This window comes from Paenibacillus radicibacter (assembly GCF_024721995.1).
In the GTDB taxonomy this organism is placed as follows: Bacteria; Bacillota; Bacilli; order Paenibacillales; family NBRC-103111; genus Paenibacillus_AM; species Paenibacillus_AM radicibacter.
Genome location: NZ_JANQBC010000003.1, coordinates 162,446 through 189,429, shown reverse-complemented (window position 1 = coordinate 189,429; position 26,984 = coordinate 162,446). Strand labels below are relative to the sequence as shown.

Genomic DNA, 26,984 nt, shown 5'->3' with positions numbered 1-26,984 from the left:
TACATGAGCATTTAGGTGATCAGTGGTGGAAAGAAAGGTACTCGTTATCGAAGATAAAGCGATACTGCGTGAAATGATTGTCGATTATTTTCATAGCAATGATTATCAGGTCATTGAGGCTGCTGACGGGTTGCAGGGCATTACGCTCTTCGATCAGTCAACGGTCGATTTGGTCATTCTGGATATTATGATGCCGAAGCTCGATGGCTGGGAAGTATGTAGACATATTCGCCAGCACTCATCAGTACCCATTATTATGCTAACAGCGCGTTCAGATGAAGAAGATGCACTACATGGCTACGAGCTAGGGGCTGACGATTATGTCACCAAGCCGTTTAGCCCCTCTGTTCTTGTAGCAAAAGCAAATACGCTGCTGAGGCGCATTCAAGGAACGAAACATACGAAGGATCGAATTGAGCTTGCCGATATTGGGATAAATCGCTCCACACGAATCGTAACCGTGGATGACCAAGAGATTAACTTAACACATACAGAGTTTGAGATACTGGATTATTTGATGGAAAATCAGGGGCATGTGATGACGCGAGAATCACTTGTAATTCATATTTGGGGTTATGATTATGAAGGCGATGATCGTACGATTAGTACCCATATTCGCAATTTACGAAGCAAATTAGGCATTAAGGCAAACCATATTGTGACGGTATTTGGCTCTGGATATAAGTTCGAGGTTCAGCCATGAGAAATCGGAGCATCACATACAAGTTGTTTATGTGGACGATGGGATTGTTTATATTCGCGTTTATCGGTTTTTTTGTTGGTCAAACTTATTTTTTTAAATATTATTATGTGAAAAATAAAGTGATTCAGATTAATCATCAGATGGAAAATTTCGCCCAAGCGTATGAGGGAAGTCAGCAGGATGACGATGCCGTAAATTTACTAATTGAGAAGTTTTATGAACGCAATCATACTTACATCTCTATTCTGGATTCGCAAGGTAACATAAAGTTAGGCGAGGATTATTATATTGAGATGGAATATAAGTATGCCTTATTAAACAACGGGGAAGTGAAAGTTCTTCCTAAAGACTCAACACTTCGAATTCCGCTTAATAATTACATATCGCTTAAAGAAGTGAATAATCGCCAATTGTACCGACTTATAGCTGGAGATTATATCGTCGCAGCAGGTATTCTGGATCAAGACTCCCTCTATCCCTATCAAATCTTGGCGCATTCCATTCTCACCCAATTTGATTGGATGAATTCGGAGCTCATGAAGCTTTTGCAGGATGAACAGTTCGCAGCTAATCCTAAGAATACAACCTCGCCCATTGAAGGGCATATTCGGAGCATTCATTTACCTAAGAATCAAGAAGAATTGCCGCCACTTACAAGTTTGGAACAGATAAAGAGCATCCGGTATTTTCAAGCGATACTAGTCATGGGCAAATATAAGGCAACGGATCAATTGAATACGTTAGATTATGTGGAAAACGGAGTAACCAACAAATTATTTGTTAAGCCAATTGTAAAAAATGGTGAAACAACGGGCTATATATTCGGCATGACCTATTTACAGCCCGTTACAGAAGCAGTAGGGATGATGCGGAAATATTATTTATTTGGCTGCTTAATCGCAGTTGTATTTGTGATCTTGCTTTCGTTTCATTTTTCAAGAATGATAGCTGCACCGTTAATTCGAATGAAGCGGGTCACGCAGCAGATGGTGGAATTTCATTTTAATGAAAAATTACCTGTTACCTCTAAAGATGAGATTGGCAGTTTATCTGGGAGTATTAATCAACTATCGGACAACTTAAAAAGTCATATTGACCAATTAGAAGTGGCCAACAGCAAGCTGCAGCAGGATATCGATAAAGAGCGCAAGTTGGAGAAGGTACGTAAGGAATTCGTTGCGGGTGTCTCTCATGAACTCAAGACGCCACTTAGCGTGATGAAAAGCTGTATCTCCATGCTGCAAGAGGGGGTAGCCAAGCATAAGAGCGATTACTATCTGGGCGCACTAGCGGGTGAAGTGACGTATATGAATCGGATTGTCACGGATATGCTGGAGCTGGCGAAATTTGAATCCGGTACGTATAAGTTAAGTATGACGAACTTCGCGATAAGACCTTTAGTGATGAAGACCAGTGAGAAGTTCATATTTCAATTGGAGGATAAGCAATTGCATTTCCATGTGGAGGAGGTAAGTCCCCTTGTACTTGGGAATAGTGATCGAATTGAGCAGGTGCTTGTTAATCTATTAAGTAATGCGATTACGTATACCCCTCCTGGCGGAACGATTAGTGTGTCATTTAAACAAGAGGGTAAACGGATTCGAGTTGAGGTAGAGAATGAGGGTAGTCCAATAACGGATGAGGATTTAGAACGGATCTGGGATCGCTTTTATCGTATTGATGCTGCTCGTAATAGCGGGGGGACAGGACTTGGACTTGCGATTGTAAAAAATATTCTGGATCTGCATCATTCGACCTATGGAGTACGTAATACAGATCATGGGGTTATGGTTTATTTTGAACTCGATGAAGGGCATGAATATTTGTAGTATGATAGGGGATGTGTGTCTATGAATACTAAGAAAGTGAGTGTTAGTCGATGCGAGCTAGTCCAACAACCGAGTATTTTCGCGGAGGAGGGTTCAAATATTTTGGCTTGTTTTTCTTCCCTTTGCTCTTAATAGGCGGTATCATCTTATTCTCTGCGTATAACTGGGAATCAGCGCGGTTTATGGAGGCGATTGGGAAGAAAGAGTTAAATAAAGTGATGAATGGGGTCGGTTCGCTGTATCGGAATTTGAGTGCAAGGAAGACAGATGTCTTGTTTCTCTCTGATCTAGCGACACATCATGGCAAGAGTGAATCCGAGCAACTTGCGCAGGAGTATAAGGATTTCTCTAGACGGAAGGCTTTCTATGATCAGATCCATATTTTGGACATGCAGGGTTTTGAGCACACCCGAGTGAACAATAATGGAGGAAATCCGGTCATTGTCGCGCCGGATCGGCTTCAGGATCAAGCGGATACGTACTATTTTTTACATACATTAGCTTTGAATAAAGGTGAGTTATATATTGCTCCATTTGATCTGAACAAAGAGAATAACGTGATTGAAACGCCGATTAAGCCAACGATACGGATGGGAACTCCGATTTACGATCAAGATGGGACTAAGCGAGGGATCTTGGTCGTTAATTATTTGGGCAATAAATTGCTTGAGTATTTCAAAATGGCCACTATTGACGAATACGGTACTGCAGAACTTGTGAATAACGATGGGTATTGGATGGCGAGTAACGATGCTGATCTGGATTGGGGATTTATGTATCCGGATCGTCTTCATCTGACTTATGCCAAAATGTATCCGGATGAATGGGGTCGAATTTCGACTCTAACGAAAGGGCAGTTCGTTACGGAGAGTGGCTTGTTTACTTACGACACCATTATTCCTTTTCTAGAACCTTATGAGATGGATGGTGTGCATGTACAGTTCGTGACGACCGATTATTCGTGGAAAGTGATCTCGCATATTCCACAGTCGGTGATTCAAAGTTACAAAGTGAAAGAGATTGAGAAGTATATCTGGATGTTTGCAGTCGTCTTTGTACTCATTCTTGTGATATCCTGGCTAGCAAGTATGAATGTGATCCGCAAGAAAGAACGTAAATTAGAACTCATGCAGATGGCGCAGTATGATTATTTAACTGGCTTGCCGAATCGGATGTTGTTCCAGACGCGACTACACGAGATGCTGGATGTGGCGAAGAAGACGAAGCAGACGCTAGGTGTGATGTTCTTAGATTTGGATGGATTTAAGCAGGTGAATGACATGTATGGTCATGATATTGGTGACATGTTATTACAGCGGGTAGGTAAGCGACTGCAGCGGTGTGTGACAGATTCTGATATTGTTGCGCGAATTGGTGGGGATGAGTTTACCGTGATCATTCAAGTGACCAGTGAACATCATATTCAACATGTTGCAAGAAATTTTCTCGATGAAATGATAAGACCAATTCAAATTGGGGAACACACCTGCCAAGTGGGTGCATCCATCGGGATCAGTCTATATCCGGATAGTGCGGATACGGTAGATCAATTGATGATTCAAGCGGATTCGGCCATGTATCAAGTGAAAAAAAGTGGTAAGAACGGTTACCATATGGCATAGTGAAAGGGTATGCCCCGACTTCGCAAGTGACGAGGTTCGGGGCTATTTGTATGTATAGCGGGGAGGTTATTGTTACCGATTCATAATTATCTCGTACATAGTAGTGAGGGAGTAATTGTTATCTTTAGATTTATTAGATAATAAGGATGGGGAATTGTAGATGAAGTTTGAAGAAAAAGAACAATTATTAGTGGCATTAGCTGAGATTGATGCTTGGGAGAAGGATCAACGCTCACTGTGGTTCTGGGAGAAGTTAGGGCGACTGCCTTTTGCAATATTAGATAAACTCACACCGAAGTTTATGCAGGATAAGATTGGACAAGTGATTGATGAAGTAGGCAGCTATATACAGACAGGTGGACAATACTTGATTCAACCGAAAGACATTCGCAAGAAACTAGCGAAGCAAGCAGATGTATCTCAAGAAGAGGTGGACGCGGATGTGGAATTGCCGCTCGCCGTGCGAGATACCGTTGCAGATGATTTGAGTAAGTCACGTTCGAAGTTTGCTTTTATGCAGGGTGCGACTACAGGGTTTGGTGGAATCTTTACCCTAGCGATCGATATTCCTGCTGTACTTGGTCTCTCTCTTAAAGTGCTGCAGGAGATGGCGATCTGTTATGGATTCGACCCAAATGACCCGGCTGAGCGTATATTCATTGTTAAATGCATGCAATTCTCCTCATCCGATATTGTTGGCAAGAAGGCGATCTTGGACGACCTGGCTTCGTTCGGAGATGAAGAACATCGTAGACAAGTCGCTTCGCAGCTCCAAGGCTGGAAGGAGACCGTCCTTCTGTACATGGATAATTTCGGTTGGAAGAAGATATTCCAGATGGTGCCGATCGCAGGTATGGTGTTCGGTGCTTTCATCAATAAATCAACAATCGAAGACGTAGCTGAAGTGGGTAGGATGCTGTATCGCAAGCGGAGAATTAAGATGATGTTAGAGACAATAGAGAAGTGATGAGGTAAACCATCATGAATGTCCTTGTCGTGGGTGATGTACACGGTTGCTATCATACATTCCGGGAACTTGTTGAAGCCAATTGGAATCCTGAGCAGGAGGTATTGGTTCAACTAGGTGACTTGATTGATCGGGGCAACTTTGTGCCCCGAACGCTGCAATATGCAAGAGAGCTAAAGGAGCAGTACGGTGAGCAAGTTGTATTCCTTAAAGGGAATCATGAGTTTGAATGGATCGAACATGTCTTGCGTGGACCCAACGATAATTGGCTAAGGCAGTGTGGTCAAGACACTTTGGATCAGCTTGCACAGGTGAATATGGAATATGAGACTGTTACGAGTTGGGTTGAAGCACTGTCTTTAGTTTGGGAAAATGATCATGTGTTCATCAGCCATGCGGGAGTGTCGCTTGCTGCTCACAATCCACTCCTAGAAGACAGTGAAGTTGGCGTACTGTGGAATCGCACGCCACTTAAGGATATTGGTAAGCTGCAGATTATTGGGCATACGCCTTGCAAGTCGGGGAAACCCGAGTACGATGAGAGCTCGCATACGTGGAACATTGATACAGGAGTGTATAAGCCGAATGGACTCAGTGCGATTCGCGTAAGCTTACAAGGTGAAGTGTTACAATTAGTCTATCAACCGACTGAAGAAGTCGATGTTACTTCATGAATGCATACACATAAGGAGGACGAATAGATGAATCCAGTTATTGAAACGATTATGAATCATCGCTCCATTCGCCAGTTTGAAGATCGCCTCTTAACAGATGAGCAAATACACACAATCGTACAAGCGGCGCAGGCTGCTTCTACATCGAGCTTTATTCAAGCTTATTCGATTATTGGGATTAAAGATAAAGAGAAGAAGAAACGGCTAGCAGAACTTTGTGGTGATCAGTCTTATGTCGCACGTAATGGGCATTTGTTTGTTTTCTGTGCAGATTTGCACCGTCATGAGCTAATTGGTCAGATGGAAGAGGTTGATGTGCTCCCATCACTTGAGAGTACCGAGAAATTTATGGTAGCGCTCATTGATGCGACACTTGCTGCACAGAATGCGGTTATTGCGGCAGAATCGATGGGACTTGGAATTTGTTATATTGGGGGCTTGCGCAACAAGCTGGATGAGGTGTCACAGGTGCTTAAGACCCCTGCACGTGTCATTCCACTATTTGCGATAACGATGGGTTATCCGCTGCAAGAATCGAGTCAGAAGCCTCGTCTGCCGCTAGCACATGTATACCATGAAGAAGAATATGAGCAAGATGAATGGCGTACAAAAGAGCAACTTGCCGAATACAACAAGACGATTCAAGACTACTACACAGAGCGTGCTGGCGGTAAACGCAGTGATACTTGGACGAGCCAGATGGCGAATATGCTATCCAAGCAGTCGCGTATGTATATGAAATCGCACTTGGAAGAGCAGGGATGGAACAAGAGATAAGCTATTCAAAGAGCTTGTTCAAAAAGTTACATGCAAGAGAAAAAAGCAACTGTAGGAACGAAGTGTTCGCCTTTGAAATCGTGAAATTACCACCTTATCTAATCAAAACTTTCACGATTTCAACAGCGACCGGAAGTGTTTTTTTCTATGAAATGATCTAACTTTTTGGGCATGCTCCCCTAGGGAGAGGATCGCATGGCAAAACCAACGTATATTCAGCCGAATATGGAAGAGTGGCTGGGGAAGTTTTCTTTTCATACAGAGATTAAAATTCGTTATAGTGAAACGGACATGTCAGGTCATGTAAATAACACGAGCTATCTCGTGTATTTTGAGCAAGCAAGAACCGAGTACTGGCAGTTCCTTGAGGTGATGGGTGATGACTTGTTAGCTGTTACGGCAGATATTTGGTGTCACTATCATGCGGAGGCTTTTTATCCAGAAACACTAAAAGTCGGTGTACGGATTGCGAGAATCGGAACCTCTTCGTTCGACTTGGAATATTACATAAGCTCGACCCGAGATAATCGGATCGTAGCTACAGGTGCGGGTACAATCGTCCTGCTCGATAAACATACAAAACAAAAAGCCCTCGTACCACAGCAGATACGGGAGCAGTTTACACACTATTTAGGATAAGTAAGAAGAATTTAACCGTCTAATGGCTCGATGATCATGGAATCTACGATATCTGTAGGTGTACTGGTCATCGGGCTTTTTCACCTATACCCCGTAATGCCTATTCCAGTAGCTCCTATTAATCCAGTAGTTTCTACTAATCCCAACTAAGAGTGAATGACACGGGTGTTGATTTTACATCCAAAAAACATTTATACTATTATAGTAAAACGTTTTACTACATGCTCAAATAATGAGGAAGTGAGTTCGTTGAGCATTACCATTAAAGATATTGCGAAGATAGCTAATGTATCGATTACGACAGTATCTTTGATTCTGAATAACAAGTGCCACAACATTGGCGAAGAGACGATTAAGCGTGTGCGATCCATTATTGAGGAGCATAATTATCGTCCGAATGCACTTGCTAGGGGACTTATTACGAGTAAGACGCGAACGATAGGACTCCTTGTGCCTAATATCACGAATCAATTTTTTGCTGAGATTACCAAAGGTGTCGAAGATGGTTTGAGTGAGCATGGTTATAACGTTTTCCTGTGCAACTCCTACAATGACATCGACAAGGAAAAGCAATATATTCGCGTTCTAAAAGAACAGCGTGTAGAAGGGGTCATCTTATCCTCAACGAATACGGTTACGCAGGATTATTACTCGTATTTGAAAGAACAGGGTGTTGCTTTCGTATTGCTCGACCGTCATGCGTCAGAACCTCTTAATAACGGCATTATCGTAGATGATCGTAAGGGCGGTTTCTTGGCAGCGCAACACTTGCTAGAGTTAGGTCATCGTAAGATTGGCTGCTTGGTAGAAAGTACAGGACTGTGTAATATTGATGAGCGTTTGCATGGCTATAAGGATGCTCTTGCGCAGTATGGTGTTCCCTATGAGGAGAAGTTTGTTGTCTCTGGAGAGTTAACGATTGAAGGCGGTTGTCAGGCGGCGATAAAGCTTATTGAAGAGCAAATTGTAACCGCTATTTTTGCAACGAATGATCTCATGGCAATTGGGGTTTATGAGGCGGCGATCCAATTAGGTAAACGTATCCCGGAGGATATATCTGTCGTTGGATTTGACGATATTTCGTTTGCTCATTACCTAACTCCGAAGTTGACCACAGTCAGACAACCGATCTATGAGATTGGTAGGCGTGCAGCAGCAAACCTAATCTATATTTTGCAAAATAAATTGTACATGCCAAGCACAGAAGTACTTGATGTTGAACTCATCATCCGTAATAGCACATCAAGCCCTCGATAATTGAACCTGGCAGTGCTAATATGGTGAGATATACTTTTATTATTCATTATTCGAAAGGCAGGGAATAATATGAATTCAGTTATTACACAATCCATTAATAGCATTCGTACACTTGGTATCGATGCAATTGAAAAGTCTAAATCCGGTCACCCGGGTATCGTAATGGGAGCTGCACCAATGGCGTATACGCTATGGACGAAGCATCTTCAAGTGAACCCACAAGCACCACAGTGGTTTAACCGCGACCGTTTTGTACTATCTGCAGGACATGGTTCCATGCTTCTATACGGACTGCTTCACCTGTCTGGGTTTGATCTTTCCATTGATGATATTAAGAACTTCCGTCAAGACGGCTCCAAGACGCCAGGTCACCCAGAGTTCGGTCACACAGCTGGTGTAGATGCGACAACAGGTCCGCTTGGACAAGGGGTAGCAATGGCAGTTGGTATGGCGCTTGCTGAAAAGCACTTGGCTGCTAAATATAACCGTAACAGCTTAGCTGTTGTGGATCATTACACATATGCAATTTGTGGCGATGGCGATCTAATGGAAGGCGTATCTGCTGAGGCTTGTTCATTTGCAGGACACCAAAAGTTAGGCAAGCTAATCGTGATGTATGATTCAAATGACATTTGCCTAGATGGCGACCTTTCTGAAGCATATTCGGAAAATACACGTCAACGCTTTGATGCATACGGCTGGCAAACGATCCTCGTTGAGGATGGAACAGACGTTGCAGCATTAAACGCAGCGATTGCAGAGGCGAAGCTTGATACAGATCGTCCAACACTTATCGAAGTGAAGACAATCATCGGTCATGGTTCACCAGGTAAAGCAGGTACGAATTCTGTTCACGGTGCACCACTTGGCGCAGCAGAAGCAGAACTTACGAAAGCGGCATACAACTGGACACATGCACCATTCGAAGTTCCACAAGAAGTTTACACACACTACAAAGAAACAGTTGCTGATCGTGGACAAGCGGCAATGGAAGCTTGGGACAGATTAATTGGTCAATACGAAGCTGCACATCCGGAGCTGTACAAAGAGCTTATGATGGCAATTAACTCCGAGCTTCCTGCTGATACATTTGATGCACTTCCAACACATGAAGCTGGCTACCAGCAAGCAACTCGTAATTCCAGTCAAGATGCGATTAATGCAATTGCGAAGAACCTGAGCTACTTCTTAGGCGGTTCTGCTGACCTTGCGCACTCCAACATGACAATGATCAAAGGCGAAGGCTTACTTACGCCTGCTGAGTCTGCTAACCGCAACATCCAATACGGTGTGCGTGAGTTTGCAATGGCTGCAATCATGAACGGTATGGCTGTACACAAAGGTCTTCGCGTATTCGGCAGTACATTCTTCGTATTCAGCGATTACTTGAAAGCAGCAATGCGTCTATCTTCCTTGATGAACGTTCCTGTTACTTACGTGTTAACGCACGATAGTATCGCAGTTGGTGAAGATGGTCCAACGCATGAGCCGGTTGAGCAATTGGTAGCTCTTCGTGCGCTTCCGAACATGAACGTAATCCGTCCTGCGGATGCTCGTGAGACACAAGGTGCTTGGAAACTTGCGGTATCTTCCAGCAAGACTCCAACTTCTATCGTGCTTACGCGTCAACCGCTTGATGTGATGGCAACATCCTCTCTAGAGCTTGTAGAGAAAGGTGCTTACATCATTGGTGCTGAAAAAGAACGCCTAGACGCGATCCTCATCGCAACAGGTTCCGAAGTGAACCTAGCAATGAAAGCACAAGAAGCACTTCTTGTAGAAGGCATTGATGCTCGTGTCATCAGTATGCCATCTCAAGAGTTGTTCGAAGCTCAAACAGCTGAGTACAAAGAATCCGTTCTTCCACGCGCTTGTCGTGCACGTCTTGCAATTGAGATGGGTGCAACACTTGGCTGGCACAAATACGTTGGCCTAGATGGCGACGTGCTTGGTATCGACACATTCGGTGCTTCCGCTCCAGCAGGCGTATTGCTTAAGCAATATGGATTTACGGTTGAGAACGTTGTGAGCAAAGTGAAAGCTTTGGTATAAGCCCTTATCGATGTTAATTGTAAAATAAAAAATAGCCTCCATTCCGCAATTGTTGCGGAGTGGAGGCTATTTCTTTTACTTCGATCCCATCTTCGTTGCGCCAATCATTATTCCAGTATCATCCGGGTCCTTCAGTTCAATCTTGGAGATTGCCCAAGTATCGTAATCCTTGTTTACAAGATCTACGATGATTGAAGCGCTGCCTGTAGCATACGTTTGCCCGCTTGCGATCAGAGGGTAATCGAACGTAATTTGCACTTGATCTGAAGACAGCTCCTTCGAGTTTAGCTTTTCCACCTTACCCATATGCGGACTGGATCCGCCTGTTACCCAGAAAAAATCTTCGAATTCTTTTTTCGTTTGCTCGCGTAGTGCCGGGGATAGAACGGCATACTGCATGGCACCGTTACGTCGTTGAACCCCACGAATCCAAGTTTCTACTGCTACCTCTGGTTTTTCCGCTACTAGACCACTTTCTAATCGTTTCAATTGCATCGCCACTTTGGATGCCTCAGGCATATCCACATAAATCGAGTCATCCTTATACGTAACCTTTCCCTGTAAATGCTCAACGAGCGTACGTAGAGAAACCGTCGCTCGATCATTCACGATATCCAGATTAAAGTAATTGCTTGCATACTCATTGTTGTTGAAGAAAATACGAGGTAACGGTGAAGAAGCTGCAACTGTACTCGTAACGATCAAGAATGCTGCACCTGTGGTAATTAGGACTTTCCAACCTTTTTTCATTTCAAATCCCTCTATTCTATATTTTCAAGTAATTACCATTTCATTATAAAGGACGAATTGGCATATTGCCTATACTAGAAAAAGCCCTTGAACCCTCCAATTGGAGAGCAAGGGCTTTGAACATTTTATCCAATAATAATCTTTCCCTCTGGATAGCGGTACAGTTCTTTCTTCTTTCTTGAACCGAGCGCATAAGCGAGCGTTAACGGGCCGAGTCGACCGATGAACATGACCATACAGAGGACGATTTTGGCGAAATCACTCAGTTCAGGGGTAAGCCCCATCGACATACCAACAGTTGCAACTGCAGATGTTGTCTCGAACAGCACCATGATGAATTGCTTGTCCTCGGTTAGTGACAGAATCATCGACACGCCAACGACCATGAACAATGCCATGAAGATGATTGTAAGTGCCTTAAGAATCAGATCTTTCGCAATGCGGTGACGGAATAGGACAACGTCTTCTTTACCCCGTAACATGGCAATAATGGCACCAAGCATAATCGCGAAAGTTGTCGTCTTAATTCCCCCGCCGGCTGAACCTGGTGAAGCACCAATGAACATCAGCAGAATGAGGAAGAATTGAGTTGCTTGCCTCAAATCCTCAACACCGACCGTACTCGTTCCAGAGGAACGCGCGGAGATCGATTGGAAGAACGACGAGTACAGCTTTGTAATGAAATCCATCGATCCGAGCGTGCGTATATTCGTAAATTCAAATATAAAGATCACGATTGCCCCTAGCAGCGTTAGAATGATCGTCATCGAGATGACGACTTTGGAGTGCAGGGATAATCGGCGTGTTTTCCTGTAATCCAGAATTTCCGACAATACGATAAATCCAAGTCCGCCTGAGAGAACCAGAATCATCGAGACAATATTAATGAGCGGGTCGCTAGCGAACTTCTGGAAGCTGGTGAACTCACCGAATAGATCGAAGCCCCCATTATTGAACAGCGATATCGCATGAAAAATACTTTGGTAAATCGCACGATGTAGCGGCATATCCATCGACCAGCGAATCGTGAATATAATAGCCGCTACCCCTTCCATAACGAGGGAGTAGATCAATACACGTCGAATGAGTCGGACGATGCCCTCTAAGCTGTCAGTATTCATCGCCGCTTGCAGAATGAGTCTTTCGCGCAGGGAGATCCGTCTCTTTAATACGAGCGCGAAGAACATCGAGAACGTCATGAACCCGAGACCGCCAATCTGCACGAGACTGATGATCACGACTTGTCCGAATATCGAGAACGTCGTTCCCGTATCCATCACTACAAGACCCGTGACACACGTAGCCGATGTTGCGGTAAAGAAAGCATCCACCCAATTAATCGTCACTCCGCTATTTGTGGCAAAAGGTAGCTTGAGTAAGACGGTACCGAGCATAATAATGAGTGCAATCCCGACTGCTAATATGCGAGGTGGAGATTGTGATAAATACTTATTCTTAAACATCTTGCAAATTCACCTTGTTGGCCATGCGCTATATCGTGCTCCTGTTGGGCAGCCAACACCTTTCCATATCAAAAATACCACTTCATTTGAATTTGATTCTATGATGATCTTTACTTCATAACTAACCAATGCTTGCCAAAAAGTTGATTATCTCAGCTTCACAGCAGAATGTAAAGATAATTGGGATTAGGTCGTGATTTTCAGGTCACCAGGACGAATTAAACCTCTTCTGCTAAGCACCCAATAAACTGCATACGATACAACTGCTGGAATGAGTACATAAGTGACGAGCATCGCCGGAATGATCTGAGACGGATTGTATTTCGTTAAGAGATGAATCGGTGCAACGAGTGAGCTGATGCCAAGTCCTGCATACTCTTTGCCAATTTCGATACCGAAAATGAAGGTTGAGACGGGACCTGCCACTGCACTTGCGGTTAGTGTAGGCACAACAATCATTATATTACGTGTAATGTTCGGGAGTTGAATCTTTGGCGTACAGATCGCTTGAGCGAGAATAACGCCCATATTGTTCTCGCGAGCTGAGATGACTGCAAGTCCGACGAAATGCGCCGCACATCCTGCAAGCGCCGCGCCTGCTGTTACACCCGATAGTTGCAGTGCAATTGCAAGGGCCGTGGAAGAAGCAGGTGATAGAATGAGTATGCCCCAAACAACAGCAATGACGATGGAAGATAAGAAGGGACTCACTGCCGTAATTTCTGTAATCCAGCTGCCGATAGTAGCAAGCAGGGGTGCAATTCGCGCAGACAGCCATAGTCCGAATAACCCGGCGATCAATATCGAGAACAGCGGCACGATCATCATATCAAGCTGTGTCCGTCCAGAGATCCTTCGCCCAATGTAAGTAGCAAGTGTGGCTGCTAGTAGTGCGCCGATCGGCTCACCCGTTTTGATGAGATAACCACCAAAGTCCAGAGACATCTTAATTGCGCCAGCACCGACCGTGGATGCAGCCATTGCGGAGAAGATCGTCAGTGAATTTGCCCCTAGCATATATGCAATCCCCACCCCGATGCCGGGTGCCATCAGTAATTTAGTCGTCGCACCAATAGCAATAAGAGCGGGTAATCCTAGAATCACGCCTAAATTTTCAATGAGTAATCCGATGCCTAGTGTGACGAGAATGCCATAAGCAATTCCGGATGAAGCTTTAAACATACGATCCATAATGTAACTTTTCATAAAATGATAGAGTCCTTTGCTGTAAATGGAATATAATAGGTAATTTTGCCCAAAATGATAATGAATATGTGCAGTTAAAGTGAAACGTAAATCGTACATGCTCGTAACAAACTTTGTAGGATAAAGGAGGTCATTTAATGAATTGTCCAGTTTGTGATGGGGTACGCATGAGAGAAGTGATGAAAGATGGAGTAAGCATCGATACATGCCCAGAGTGTAAAGGAATATGGCTGGATCGCGGAGAGCTTGAGAAGCTACGTGCGAGAAGTGAAAGCCACGATCAATGGGATACTCACAAACCGAATCCGAATTACAAATCCCACGATCATGATCATGACCATGACTACGATAAGGATAAACATGGATACAAAAAGAAAAAGAGCGGTTTCGATCTTTTCGACCTGTTCTAATATAATCGTAAGGACCGACCAGGATCAAGCTTGGTTGGTCTTTTTTTCATGCGTGGGGGAGATTACAATAAGAGATATGGAAAGTGATCGATAAATACATATAGCAATGGTGGAGGAATGGAAATTGAAAGTGGAGCAGTTACCCATTCAAGCTGTTATGCCGCAGCTGCAAGATGCTTTGCGAACAAACAATCATGCAGTGCTTGTCGCACCTCCAGGAGCGGGGAAGTCGACACAAGTGCCGATTGCACTGTTAGGGGAGCCGTGGCTAGATAACAAACGGATTATTATGCTTGAACCACGTCGCTTAGCAGCGCGTTCAGTTGCGAAGTTTATGGCAACTTCGCTAGGTGAGCAAGTTGGAGAGACAATCGGTTATCGCGTGAAGCAGGATACAAGAGTAGGTGCGCGCACGCGAATTGAAGTTATAACAGAAGGTGTATTAACAAGAATGATTCAAGACGATCCTGCACTTGAGGATGTAGGCATTGTTATATTCGATGAATATCATGAGCGCAACTTACATGCGGACTTGGGATTGGCATTATGCTTACAGTCACAGGCTGTCCTGCGGGATGATCTGCGACTGCTGGTCATGTCGGCAACAATTGAAGCGGAGCCAGTGGCTGCGCTCATGGGTGGTTCTCCGATTATAACAAGCGAGGGACGCGCTTATCCGGTGGAAACGAAGTATTTGGAACAATTGCCGGGGAGTGTTGGGAGTAGCGTATCAGTTGGTAGCTATTCTAGTGCAACTAGCTTGTTGCGAGCAGAATTCGCACAGGGTGGAACAAGACGAGATGCGATGGAGTCATTCGTTTCACTTGTTGCACGTACGGTTCAGTCTGCCTTGCGAGAAAATGAAGGTGATGTTCTTGTGTTCTTGCCAGGAGCGGGTGAAATTCGGCGTGTAGAACAAAGCTTGCATAAGCTCGGATTAGATTCAGGAATTCGAGTTGCACCTTTATACGGAAATATGACACAAGAGGCGCAGGATCAAGCGATTGCACGATGCCCTGCTGGTGAGCGGAAAGTAGTGCTGGCAACTTCCATTGCAGAGACGAGTCTAACGGTAGATGGTGTGCGAGTCGTCATCGATAGCGGTTTGATGCGTGTACCACGCTTCTCGGTACGCACAGGTATGATGCGACTGGAGACGGTACAGGTAGCGCGAGCATCTGCGGATCAGCGCCAAGGTCGGGCAGGTCGTCGGGCATCAGGCGTGTGTTACCGATTATGGACGGAGCAGGAAGATCGTCACCTAGCCTCGCGACGTACTCCGGAAATACTAGAAGCTGATCTTGCCCCAATAGCGTTGGAATTGGCGTTATGGGGGGTATCGAATCCCAGCGAATTACAGTGGCTCGATCCGATTCCTGAAGCAGCTTATGTGCAAGCACAGGAATTGCTTCAGGAACTTGGAGCACTCGATGAGCAAGGAAGTGTGACAGCACATGGCAGACAGATGGCAAGCTTGGGCACTCATCCACGTCTTGCTCATATGATGCTGCGTGCGATTCCGCTCAACCTTGGTGAAATCGCTTGTGAACTAGCTGCACTGCTAGGGGAGCGGGATATTGTGCGTGGACGTAGTCATGGTGGACATGGTCATACAGATTCTTGTGATCTTCGTGTACGTCTCGATATCCTGCGTGATCGACAAGCTCTTGATCGGGCGGAACGCGGAGATCTGGTTCATGGATATGAAGTTGATGCTGCCACATGTAAAAGAATACGAACCGAAGCGGATCATTGGAAAAGGATGCTGCCAGCGCTGCAATCTAGTGTTACGGATAATACCAGCACTCCAGTCATTTCAGACCCATGTGGTCTGCTCGTTGCGTTCGCATATCCAGATCGAATTGCACAACGCAGAGTAAGTGGAGGAGGGTATCTGCTTCGCAATGGTCGTGGAGCGGTGCTGACGCAAGTGCAGACGATCTCAAATGAGCCATACCTTGCTGTTGCTCAAATCGAGGATCAACAAGGTGCACAGAGTCGAATCCATCTAGCAGCGCCTATTGATCAGCAATTGTTCGAGGAGCATTTTGCCGATCAGATTAAGCACGAAAATCTCGTCTTGTGGGATCGTGAGGTACAAGCTGTTCGTGCTCGCAAAAGAGTACGTTTAGGTGCGATCATCTTCCAGGAAGGACAATTGCAAAATCCAGATGCGGATGAGATTCTTCAGGCATTGTTGCAAGGAGTCGCAGAAGAAGGATTAGGCATATTACCGTGGAATCGTACTTCACGTCAGTACTTGGATCGACTTCGTTTTATGCAGTTGCATGATTCGTCGTGGCAGGATGTATCAGAAGAAGCGCTACTCGCTTCCCTTGACGAGTGGCTTGCGCCGCATCTATTTGGTATGAAAAGTCGCAGTGATCTTCAGCGACTAAACATGATGGATGTGCTGCAAACGTTAATTCCATGGGATCAGCAGCGCCTGCTCGATCAAGAAGTGCCAACGCACTATACCGTTCCGAGTGGATCAAGAATTCCGATTGATTACACCGATATGCAAGTACCTGTCCTTGCTGTTCGCTTGCAAGAGATGTTCGGTCTAACCGATACGCCTCGTATTGCCAATGGCAGCGTACCGTTAACTCTACATCTCTTATCGCCTGCTCAGCGACCTGTTCAAGTGACACAAGACCTAGCGAGCTTCTGGCGAGGGACGTACTTTGAAGTGCGTAAAGACTTGAAGGGACGTTATCCGAAGCACTATTGGCCAGATGATCCGTTAGTTGCTATGCCAACGAATCGGGTTCGACCGAAACTATAGAACAAGGATTATGGAGCAGTGTGTTTATTGAATAAAGAGAGAACACGCCTGCAAACAATGGTGAACAGAAGAACCGGGTTTTGTCTCAACTGCTCTCTGAACTGCCATCCATCTCGTATATATAAAAATAGTGTACGAACAAGTGTGAATATTCTAAAATATAACATGTACATATTTTACCAATAAAATGGGGTATAGTTTATGGAAGTGAATCCTACCAAGTGGCAATACACGAAGCCGAGAGAATCCGTTATGGAGTGGCTTCTAGACTCAGACCCATCTATCCGTTATCAAGTCATGCGTGATCTGATGAAGGAATCGGATGAAAATGTCTCGGCAGAATGTGCACGAACCGCAACGAGTGGCTGGGGGGCGCAGGTTCTCCAGCAGCAAGGGGCTAAGGGGAACTGGGGCGGTGAAGCAGATGAACGGAACTGGCTGATCACGGTCTATACGCTTATGGTCTTGAAGGATATTGGTTTGGACCCTTCCTCGGAAGAAACTCGCAAAGCGATTCGTCTCGTGCGTGAAATTGTATGGTGGCAGTTCGATGGAAATAAGTTCTTCGACGGGGAGACGGAGCCTTGTATCAATGGAGCGATCTTAACAGCAGGCGCTTACTTTGGTGAAGGTAGTGAACTCCTGGTCAATCGCCTTCTAAGCGAGCAGCTTGCAGATGGGGGTTGGAATTGTGATGCACCGAAAAAAAGCCTACGAACTTCCTTCCACTCGACAATTTGCGTCCTGGAGGGACTGCTCGAATATGAGAAGTTAATGGGACCTGTGCCCGCAGTGACAGAAGCTCGCGAACGTGCCCATGCGTACATGTTGAATCGAGGAATGCTTCGTTCGCTTTCATCTGGTGAAATCCTTGATCGTGAATGGTTGGACTTCTCCTTCCCGCCTACTTGGCATTATGATTTGCTTCGAGGTTTGGACTATTTGCGAAGCGCAGGTGTAAAGCCGGATGAAAGACTCGAAGAGGCTGTGCAGTTCGTAGCAGCTAAACAGAATGAACACGGACGTTGGCCGCTTGAGAACCCGCATCCAGATCGCGTGAGCTTCGATATGGAGACCGAGGTGGGCGAGGATAGTCGCTGGAATACACTGCGCGCTTTGCGGGTGTTAGATTGGTATTACGGGCAATCCTAGTACGGATTGCACGGATTAATTGATTAGAAGAAATGAATAAAGGCTAGAGCATCAGAAATGAACCGACTGCTCTAGCCTTTATTTTTACTGTATAGCTAGGTTCTTCGCAATTCTGCTAGTCGACAACGTAGAACGTGTGACCAGCCTTTTTGACTACTTTCGTAATATTCACCGATACTTGCATCGAATCCGTGTTGACCTCGATCCTCTTGTCCGAGATCTTAGCTTCTTTTGGTAGTGGGATCATCGATACATACGGTTGCTCTTTGAACTCTGGCAATTTCAATTCTCCTGAAATAAATCCGCTATTCTTTAAAGTGATTTTTCCATTCTGCAAGGTAGTTACGCTGCTAATTCGAGGGAAGAACGTTAGATTACTGAACTTCGAATCTAATTTTATCGAAGGGTATGAAAAGCCTCCTGAAGACTCAGGTACTTCATAATCCGTCGCATTACCAGGGATAATGAAACTTACATTCTTCGACTCGATGACTTTTTTCAAAGATTCCATGCCTGGCTTTATGACTTCTGAAGGTTGTGCTACTTTCTTATCCAAGATATCTTTAACAGATTGTGGGGTCTTCATCTCAACAGGTTTCGCGCTCTTAAGCAGCGATTCGAGTGGAGGGATTCCCTTCTCGGCATCTTTTTTCCAAGTCATATTCCCTTGACGCTCAAGTAGAATACCAGCAGGTCCACCGATCTCATAAGATTCGCTATCGCTTTGCCCATCGTAGCGCCCTAAGTGATAGTCGATCTTCATCATTTTACGGAAAATATCATCCATCTCCGCAGGAGACGCTTTCCAGCCAAGTGCAGCTCTTGCATTCGCACTCATATCGAAAAATCTCGCTGTCCCTTCAAGCAAATCATACATCCGAATACGATCATATTCATCCTTCTGCTTCTCTATCATCTGATCATACGTCCAGCGAGCCGCTTGAATGTGACTAAGTTCCATCTCAGGTTGTAGCACCGCTTCACGTAGATGATGGATAATTTCTAAGCGCATTTGACGGGCTTCCACATTGATGGGGTAGATCGTGCTTCGCTCTGTACTCGCTTCTTCTCGGTCATAACTCCAACGTTCTTGACTGTGATGGAATGTCTCGTGAGTTAGAGCCATGAATGAAACATTGGAAGTAGGTATAGATTCGAATTCACCTTCATCATAAGGCTTTTTGAAAAGATCAGGGTCAATCGTAAGCAACATCGTCGGTACATCATTCATTTTCCCAGCGTCGGGTGGTAAATAGAGTCCTGGGTAAAGTTGATAATCCTCAGGTAGATCCTTTATGTCGATTTTGCTTAATTCACCGCTCTTCGCTTTAATTAGCCATGCGTCACTGCCTGATCGAATTGCGACCTGATAACTGCCAAAGTCTACTCCTGGCCATATTTTATCGAGCTGAGACCAAGTGGTTTTAGCTTGCTGTGCAATACGTTCAACATAACGATCCATTGTCATCGTGGACCATTCTTTTTTCAAATCTTGATAGGGTAAAGTCGTATTCTCAGCGGCAGTAGGTTTCGCAAAAGGTGCTGGAGGTTTCTTGGTACCTGTACAACCCGTAACAATCATCGTCGCTGCAATGATCGTAATGGCCATGGTTACTGTTTTTCTATTATGCAGCCTCACTCGCATCGAACCTCATCTCTTATGTTGTTTGAATCATGATGTTTTTCTTACATTATAAGGGATGAAAGTAATTGTTTGAATTCAACCAGCTTACGGCAGAATGACAATTCTGTAAGAAAGAGTGAAGTGGTAATCGTTAATAAATTTGGAACTGATCTGCTAACTTTCAGTCGCAGCCATCCAGCGCTCATACAGCTCATCAAGTGAAGCTTGGTGTATGTCACGTTCAGTCTGGAGTGACATAAGCTTCTGCGTATCCGAACAAACTTCAGGAGCAAGCATCTGTGTATCAATTTCTTGCAACTGAGTTTCTAGCTCCGCAATATCCTTCTCTAATCGAGCGAATGTAAAAGGCTTCATGCCAGACTTGTTAGAGTGACTTGAGCTATTGCTACCTTGGGAGGATGGATCAACAATATGGGTGCTAATCGGTTGTTCTGTTCTTACCGCACGTACCTCCGCTTTTCCTTCATCGAACGTAAGTCCTGCCGATAGCGGCGATCTCTTCTCCATATAGTGATCAAAGTTGCCCAAATAGTTGGTGATCGCGCCGCGATTCAGCTCCCAGATCTTACTGGCAAGACGATTAATGAAGTACCGATCATGAGAAACCGCAAGTATCGTCCCTGGAAAATCTTCTAACGTCTCTTCCAGCGCTTCGCGGGAGTCGATGTCCAGATGGTTCGTCGGTTCATCGAGCATGAGCAGATTCGGCTTGCGGTACATGAGTAGAGCTAGACGTAGACGGCTCCATTCGCCGCCGGATAGTCCCCGCACTTGCTTGAACACATCGGCACCGTAGAATAGGAATCGAGCTAATTGACCGCGCGCTTCGCCTTCCTCCATACCAAGTTCCTCGCGGAAGTACTGCAAGACGGTCTTCTTATTATCGAGTGGAGCATTCTCTTGTGCCAAGTAGCCGATATCTACACGTGATCCAACACGAATCTCACCAACGTCTGGCTGCTCCTGCCCGAGAACCATCTTAAGTATTGTACTTTTACCTGTCCCGTTGTTGCCAATCAGCATAACGCGCTCACCGTATTGTAGCTGCTCACTGACGTTATCGAACAACGCACGATTGCTGAATGATTTACTAATGCCATCCAGTGTGAGTACCTGCTTGCCTGAACGATCGCTTTGGGTAAGCTGGAGGTCGATTGCTTTACGCTCTAAGATCGGCTTCTTCACTTTCTCCATACGATCGAGTGCTTTCTGCATGGAAGCCGCGCGAGTGTGGAACGATGGGTTGGGCGGATTTCCGCGATTGCCCCATTCAATGAGCTGTTTGATCGACTCTTTCATCTTCTTGATCTTCTTCTGCTGTTCTTGATAATCGGCGAACTGAGCGAGAAGACGTGCTTCCTTTTCCTTCTGATATTCACTGTAATTGGTATGGTAAGTAATCGCTTCGCCGTCTTCAATATCGACGACTTTCGTCACGACTTTATCTAGGAAATAACGGTCATGCGAGATGACCATCACGGTGCCGCTATATGCGACCAAGTATTGCTCCAACCACTCAATTGCATTCATGTCGAGATGGTTCGTCGGCTCATCGAGCAATAGAATATCGGGTTGTGTAAGGAGGAGTGCACCTAGACCAACCTTCGTCTTCTCGCCACCAGAGAGGGAAGCGAATGGTCTTGTATATTGGGATGATGGAATGCCAAGTCCACTAGCAATACGTTCAATGCGAGCATCCATTTCGTACCCGCCTTCACGTTCAAACTTCTCTTGTAACTGCCCATACTGCGTTAGCATTTTGTCAAAAGCATCCGCATCCGCGCTCTGCTCAGGGTCAGCCATTCTCGCTTCGAGCTGCTTCATCTGCTCCTGCCATCCTCTTAACTCGCGGAAGCTTTCGCCTAGCACTTCATAGACATTCGTTGTGTCTTCGTAATTCGGAATTTGGGCTAGGAAGCCGATCTTCGAATCTTTGCGAATCGCAATCTGACCTTGATCAGGTTTAAACGTGCCTTTGATTAAGTGGAAAATGGTCGTCTTTCCAGCGCCGTTACGCCCAATTAAAGCAACTTTCTCTCCTTGCTTAATTTCAAAAGAAATGTCGCTAATCGCAAGCGCTGCACCGTAATATTTTTGAATATGTTGAAAAGTTATCATCATCATGAGTAAATTTCTCCTTATGGATGACGACTCCGTAAGCCTCTTGAACAACAGAAAAAAGGCTGCAGGGAAATGTCCCTACAGCCTTTGATCATCACACGTATATCCACGTTTGAGGTTAAGGTAGGAGTGTCATCTCGCAATTTTGTTTAATCGTATTCGTTTGGCTGTAGAAGGGCAGACTGATCCCGTTCCCAGTTTTCACATGAGTAATGCCAAATAATGCCATAGGCAATTGGCTAATACGATCGTTTACAAAATTGCGTTCCATCCTACCTCACCTCCTTTATCGTTAATTATTATTAATGTAACACACAATTAGCAGAATATTCAACTCGTAGTGAGTCTATTATTTTCTAAATTGACTTGGAATACGTGTTGCAACGCCAGTCTTGATCGCTGCACGGATAACGCCTTCGCGGATTGCAGGAACAACTTTCGTATTAAATACAGAAGGAATGATGTAGAAGTTATCGCGCTCACCGTCAGTTACGATGGATGCGATCGCTTCAGCAGCTGCAAGCTTCATCTCTTCGTTAATTGTTGTTGCACGGCAATCAAGTGCCCCGCGGAACATACCTGGGAAGCAAAGTACGTTATTGATTTGGTTCGGGAAGTCGGAGCGACCAGTCGCGATCACACCTACGATATCTTCCACCTCGTGAGGCATAATTTCAGGTGTCGGGTTCGCCATCGCGAAGATGACAGGATCTTTAGCCATTTTCTCAACATCAGAACGCTTTAGAATGCCACCAGCGGATAGACCGATGAACACGTCAGCACCTTCGATTACTTCGCTTAATGAACCGGATTGACGGTGTGGATTCGTACGCTGTGCATAATCATTCCACACGGAGTTTTCGTATACGTTATCTGCATTAATTGCACCTGCACGGTCAACACCGATCAAGTTCTTAACACCTGCTGCAAGTAGAATGTTACTGCAAGCTACGCCTGCTGCACCAATACCGCACACGATAACCTTAATTTCATCAATTGGCTTGTTTACAACTTTAAGCGCGTTGATTAGACCTGCATAGATAACAACTGCTGTACCATGTTGATCATCGTGGAACACTGGAATGTCTAGCTCTTCACGAAGGCGTTGTTCGATCTCGAAGCAGCCTGGGGAGCAGATATCCTCTAAGTTAATACCGCCGTATGCTGGCGCGATAGCTTTGATTGTTTTAATAATTTCTTCAACATTTTGTGTGTCCAAGCAGATTGGGTATGCATCAACATCAGCAAATTGCTTGAATAGCATCGCTTTACCTTCCATAACTGGCATTGCTGCGTAAGGACCAATATTTCCAAGGCCTAGGACAGCGCTTCCATCTGAAATAACAGCAACAGAGTTACGTTTCATTGTAAGGGAATAAGCTTTCTTAGGCTCGTCATGAATCGCCATACATACGCGAGCTACGTCTGGTGTGTATACGCGAGATAGATCTTCACGGTTGTGGATTGGAGTTTTCGGTTTCATCTCGATCTTACCGCCAAGGTGAAGCAAGAAGGTGCGGTCCGATACGTTCACAAGTTTAACGCCGTGAAGTTCTTTGATAGATTCTGTAATTTTCTGAATATGAGAAGTGTCAACAGTGTCGATTGTAATGTCACGAATGGTCATGTTTGGTGCAGTATGAATTACGTCTATCGCAACGATGTCGCCACCTGCTTCGGAAATGCATTGCGCAATTTGTCCGAATTTGATTTCTCCTGTGCTGATTTCAAGACGAAGAATAATACTCTTAGCACCTAGCATTTTGTTTCCCATAATTTCCCCCTAATAATTGAAAAAAAGTACATGCCGGTAAATACTTCCCTATCATAGCATAGGTTTTTTGGATATTAGAGTTTTGGTTAATAGAACATTTTAAAGTACGTAATAGGAAACATTAATTATTGTTTTCACGAAATAGCAATAATTGCGAGCGAAAAATTGCTGAAATAGCGCTAGACAAGGGATTGTTGAATATGTCATAATACCCCCATAGGTATTTAATACCCCGTAGGGTATATTGAATGGGAGGCATAAATAATATGAACAAAATCGTAATTGTTGGCGGAGTAGCAGGCGGTGCAACGACTGCGGCACGACTTCGTCGTCTAAATGAGCAGAATCAGATTATTATGTTCGAGCGTGGGGAATACATTTCGTTCGCGAACTGCGGACTTCCATATTACATTGGCGGATCGATTACGGATCGCAAAAAGTTACTGGTACAGACGGTAGGCGGGATGTCCAAGCGCTTTGGGCTGGATATTCGTAATTTGAGCGAAGTCACTCGTATTAATCGGGATCGCAAGACGGTTACAGTCACGAATTTAAGTACGAATGAAGAGTACGAAGAGTCTTACGATGTGCTGGTATTATCGCCTGGCGCGAAGCCGATCGTTCCAGATTTGCCAGGTATTGCGGATGCGAAGGACTTGTTCACGCTGCGTAACATTCCAGATACGGATCGCATCAAGTCTCATATCGATAACAATAAGCCGAAGCGCGCAGTCGTGATAGGCGGCGGATTCATCGGTGTTGAGATGGTTGAGAACCTTGTGGAGCAAGGCATTCACGTGACATTAGTGGAGATGGGCAAGCAAGTGATGGCACCAATCGACTACGAGATGGCTTGTATCGTGCAGGAGCACATGCGTGCGAAGGGTGTAGACATCCTTCTTGAGGATGGCGTGCAATCTTTTGAGAATAATGGAAAGCTTGTGAAGCTTAGCAGTGGTCGAGAGCTTGCGGCAGATATGATCATTCTTGCAATTGGTGTGCAGCCAGAGAATAAGCTTGCGAAGGATGCAGGTCTAGAACTTGGCCTACGTGGTGCGATTAAAGTGAACAGCTCGCTGCTGACGAATGATCCTTCGATCTATGCGATTGGTGATGCGATTGAAGTGATGGATCTTGTGAACGGACAACCAACTGTTGTGCCGCTTGCATGGGGTGCGAACCGCCAAGGTCATATTGTGGCAGATCGGATTAATGGTCGTGATGTGAAATACAATGGCGTACTCGGTACTTCGATTGCGAAGGTGTTCGATCTAACCGTTGCGGCAACAGGCAACAATGAGAAGACGCTTCAGCGTGTAGGGGCTTCTTATGAAGTGATCCACGTACATCCGAGTTCACATGCATCTTACTATCCGGGTGCGGCGGCGATTTCACTCAAGCTTATTTTTGAAAAAGAATCCGGGCGTATTCTCGGTGCTCAAGCGGTTTCCTTCGACGGAGCAGATAAGCGCATCGATGTGATCGCAACCGCAATGCGAGGCGGACTCACGGTAACGGAGCTTCCAGAGCTAGAGCTTGCATACGCACCTCCGTATTCTTCGGCGAAAGATCCAGTGAACATGGCGGGTTATGTGGCAACGAATATCGTCGAAGGCTTGGTAGATACGGTGCAGTGGCATGAGATTGATGAGATCGTTCGCGAAGGCGGGTTGTTAATTGATGTTCGTGATGCGATTGAGCGCGAGATGGGCTATATTGCTGGTTCGATCAACATTCCGCTCAATGATCTGCGTGAGCGCATGGCAGAAGTGCCGAAGGATCAGATTGTGTATGTGTCTTGTCAGGTTGGACTTAGAGGTTACTTGGCTGCGCGTGTTCTGATGGAGCATGGTTATCAAGTGAAGAACTTAGACGGCGGTTATCGCACGTATGCGAGTGTATATCGGGAGCAAGAAGCACAGAGTAAAGTGTCCACTGGGAATGGACAGTCGCAAGGGGGAACTACGGTGGCGAGCGAAGTGAAGCAAGTAGATCAGAAGCCAGATCAGATCGAAACGCAAGCGACATCTGTCGAAGCAAGTGTCACGATCGACGCATGTGGATTGCAGTGTCCAGGGCCGATTTTGCAAGTATATAATACGGTGGAGAAAATGAAGGCTGGCGAAGTGTTGGAAGTGAAGGCGACCGACCCTGGATTTGCCGCAGATATTAAGAAATGGTGCGAGAAGCGGGGACATCAATTACTCGATTCCTCTGTGCAAAATAATACCGTTCATGCGCGCATCCGTAAGGGTGGAGGAGCAGAGGTTAATGGAGTGAACGCAGTTGCTGCTGCACCTGCAAATACGAAGAATGGCGCGACATTGGTTGTGTTCAGCGGAGATTTAGATAAGGCAATCGCGTCATTCATCATTGCATTAGGCTCGGTGTCGATGGGCAAGAAAGTGACGATGTTCTTCACGTTCTGGGGCTTAAACATTCTGCGTAAGGCAGATGCGCCGAAAGTAGATAAAGATATCGTTGAGAAAATGTTCGGCATAATGATGCCGAAAGGCGTAGGCAACTTGCCGATGTCCAAGATGAATATGGCGGGTATGGGACCGAAGATGATCGAGCACGCGATGCAGCGTAAGAATGTGGATTCCCTCGCAACATTGATGCACAAAGCGCAAGAGTCCGGCGTGAAATTTGTTGCTTGTACGATGAGTATGGATATAATGGGTATGAAGCAGGAAGAGTTGTTGGACGGTATTGAATACGGCGGCGTAGCAAGCTACTTAGGGGATGCGGAAGACGCTGGATTGAACTTATTTATCTAAGAGGAAGTGAACGTGGTGGAATATAGCGATTCTTTGAAAAATCGGCTGCGCCGCATTGAAGGTCAAATCCGCGGTGTGCTCAGCATGATGGAGAATGAGAAAGATTGTCGTGAGATCGTCACCCAGCTATCTGCCATTCGCACAGCAGTAGACCGCTCAATTGGTCTCGTGGTAGGAGACAATCTATCCCACTGCATCAAGGAAGAACTTGAGAAGGGCAATAATGCGGACGATGTGATTCAGCAAGCGGTGAATTTGCTGGTGAAGACGAGGTAAATAGTTAATTTATTTATAAAGCAAAGAGGCATTTCCAGAAGTAGTGGTTTAGCTACAGATGGGAGTGCCTTTTTTTATAAAATAAGGAGCGACAATTTGATT

General features: G+C 45.2%; 21 protein-coding genes. 14 read left to right on the top strand and 7 right to left on the bottom strand.

The features are described from left to right. Positions 1–25: 25 nt before the first annotated feature. The 9 genes from NV379_RS08630 (at position 26) to tkt (ending at position 10,520) form a co-directional block, all read left to right on the top strand. On the top strand, positions 26–703 hold the full coding sequence (locus tag NV379_RS08630; protein ID WP_258206894.1) for a response regulator transcription factor: 678 nt from the start codon (positions 26–28) through the stop codon (positions 701–703). Continuing rightward, the gene (locus tag NV379_RS08625; protein ID WP_258206893.1) at positions 700–2,532 is read left to right on the top strand and encodes a HAMP domain-containing sensor histidine kinase; all 1,833 of its coding nucleotides are present in this window, start codon (positions 700–702) and stop codon (positions 2,530–2,532) included. The genes NV379_RS08630 and NV379_RS08625 overlap by 4 nt, the downstream gene beginning before the upstream one ends. A gap of 50 nt (positions 2,533–2,582) precedes the next feature. After that, on the top strand, positions 2,583–4,154 hold the full coding sequence (locus tag NV379_RS08620; protein ID WP_258206892.1) for a diguanylate cyclase domain-containing protein: 1,572 nt from the start codon (positions 2,583–2,585) through the stop codon (positions 4,152–4,154). Positions 4,155–4,314: 160 nt separating this feature from the next. Then, positions 4,315–5,121 carry an EcsC family protein gene (locus NV379_RS08615; protein WP_258206891.1) on the top strand — a complete coding sequence of 269 codons (807 nt, stop codon included), beginning with the start codon at positions 4,315–4,317 and terminating at the stop codon, positions 5,119–5,121. A 14-nt stretch (positions 5,122–5,135) separates the two neighbouring features. Beyond that, on the top strand, positions 5,136–5,795 hold the full coding sequence (locus NV379_RS08610; protein WP_258206890.1) for a metallophosphoesterase family protein: 660 nt from the start codon (positions 5,136–5,138) through the stop codon (positions 5,793–5,795). Between the two features lie 27 nt (positions 5,796–5,822). Continuing rightward, a complete protein-coding gene (nfsA, locus tag NV379_RS08605; RefSeq protein ID WP_258206889.1) occupies positions 5,823–6,572 on the top strand; it encodes an oxygen-insensitive NADPH nitroreductase in 750 nt (249 codons plus the stop codon). 195 nt (positions 6,573–6,767) lie between these two features. Further along, positions 6,768–7,211: an acyl-CoA thioesterase gene (locus NV379_RS08600; RefSeq protein WP_258206888.1), complete on the top strand. Its 444-nt coding sequence runs from the start codon at positions 6,768–6,770 to the stop codon at positions 7,209–7,211. Between the two features lie 249 nt (positions 7,212–7,460). After that, positions 7,461–8,468, top strand: a complete 1,008-nt coding sequence (locus NV379_RS08595) for a LacI family DNA-binding transcriptional regulator (protein WP_258206887.1) — start codon at positions 7,461–7,463, stop codon at positions 8,466–8,468. A gap of 69 nt (positions 8,469–8,537) precedes the next feature. Next, positions 8,538–10,520, top strand: coding sequence for a transketolase (gene tkt / locus NV379_RS08590; protein WP_258206886.1), 1,983 nt, complete (start codon positions 8,538–8,540; stop codon positions 10,518–10,520). Positions 10,521–10,595: 75 nt separating this feature from the next. Here tkt and NV379_RS08585 read toward each other — a convergent pair whose 3' ends face one another. From NV379_RS08585 to NV379_RS08575, 3 genes are all read right to left on the bottom strand, one after another. Next, positions 10,596–11,270 (bottom strand): hypothetical protein, encoded by a 675-nt coding sequence (locus tag NV379_RS08585; protein WP_258206885.1) that lies wholly within the window; start codon positions 11,268–11,270, stop codon positions 10,596–10,598. A gap of 125 nt (positions 11,271–11,395) precedes the next feature. After that, complete coding sequence (locus NV379_RS08580) at positions 11,396–12,733, bottom strand: TrkH family potassium uptake protein (protein ID WP_258206884.1); 1,338 nt, start codon at positions 12,731–12,733, stop codon at positions 11,396–11,398. Between the two features lie 186 nt (positions 12,734–12,919). Further along, the gene (locus NV379_RS08575; protein ID WP_258206883.1) at positions 12,920–13,939 is read right to left on the bottom strand and encodes a PTS sugar transporter subunit IIC; all 1,020 of its coding nucleotides are present in this window, start codon (positions 13,937–13,939) and stop codon (positions 12,920–12,922) included. 137 nt (positions 13,940–14,076) lie between these two features. On the opposite strand from NV379_RS08575, the gene NV379_RS08570 reads away from it, so the two are divergent. From NV379_RS08570 to NV379_RS08560, 3 genes are all read left to right on the top strand, one after another. Continuing rightward, positions 14,077–14,349 (top strand): TFIIB-type zinc ribbon-containing protein, encoded by a 273-nt coding sequence (locus NV379_RS08570; protein ID WP_258206882.1) that lies wholly within the window; start codon positions 14,077–14,079, stop codon positions 14,347–14,349. Positions 14,350–14,455: 106 nt separating this feature from the next. Next, on the top strand, positions 14,456–17,134 hold the full coding sequence (gene hrpB / locus NV379_RS08565) for an ATP-dependent helicase HrpB (RefSeq protein ID WP_258206881.1): 2,679 nt from the start codon (positions 14,456–14,458) through the stop codon (positions 17,132–17,134). 201 nt (positions 17,135–17,335) lie between these two features. Continuing rightward, positions 17,336–18,286 (top strand): prenyltransferase/squalene oxidase repeat-containing protein, encoded by a 951-nt coding sequence (locus NV379_RS08560; protein WP_258206880.1) that lies wholly within the window; start codon positions 17,336–17,338, stop codon positions 18,284–18,286. 115 nt (positions 18,287–18,401) lie between these two features. Here NV379_RS08560 and NV379_RS08555 read toward each other — a convergent pair whose 3' ends face one another. The 4 genes from NV379_RS08555 to NV379_RS08540 form a co-directional block, all read right to left on the bottom strand. After that, entirely contained in the window at positions 18,402–19,895 is a 1,494-nt protein-coding gene (locus NV379_RS08555) for a hypothetical protein (RefSeq protein WP_258206879.1), read from the bottom strand. Positions 19,896–20,084: 189 nt separating this feature from the next. Continuing rightward, on the bottom strand, positions 20,085–22,052 hold the full coding sequence (gene abc-f / locus NV379_RS08550) for a ribosomal protection-like ABC-F family protein (protein WP_258207183.1): 1,968 nt from the start codon (positions 22,050–22,052) through the stop codon (positions 20,085–20,087). A 118-nt stretch (positions 22,053–22,170) separates the two neighbouring features. Beyond that, the gene (locus NV379_RS08545; RefSeq protein ID WP_258206878.1) at positions 22,171–22,323 is read right to left on the bottom strand and encodes a hypothetical protein; all 153 of its coding nucleotides are present in this window, start codon (positions 22,321–22,323) and stop codon (positions 22,171–22,173) included. Between the two features lie 78 nt (positions 22,324–22,401). Beyond that, the gene (locus NV379_RS08540) at positions 22,402–23,826 is read right to left on the bottom strand and encodes an NAD-dependent malic enzyme (RefSeq protein ID WP_258206877.1); all 1,425 of its coding nucleotides are present in this window, start codon (positions 23,824–23,826) and stop codon (positions 22,402–22,404) included. Positions 23,827–24,092: 266 nt separating this feature from the next. On the opposite strand from NV379_RS08540, the gene NV379_RS08535 reads away from it, so the two are divergent. Further along, the gene (locus tag NV379_RS08535) at positions 24,093–26,606 is read left to right on the top strand and encodes a CoA-disulfide reductase (protein ID WP_258206876.1); all 2,514 of its coding nucleotides are present in this window, start codon (positions 24,093–24,095) and stop codon (positions 26,604–26,606) included. A gap of 15 nt (positions 26,607–26,621) precedes the next feature. Beyond that, entirely contained in the window at positions 26,622–26,882 is a 261-nt protein-coding gene (locus NV379_RS08530; protein ID WP_258207182.1) for a metal-sensitive transcriptional regulator, read from the top strand. The last annotated feature ends 102 nt before the right edge of the window (positions 26,883–26,984 follow it).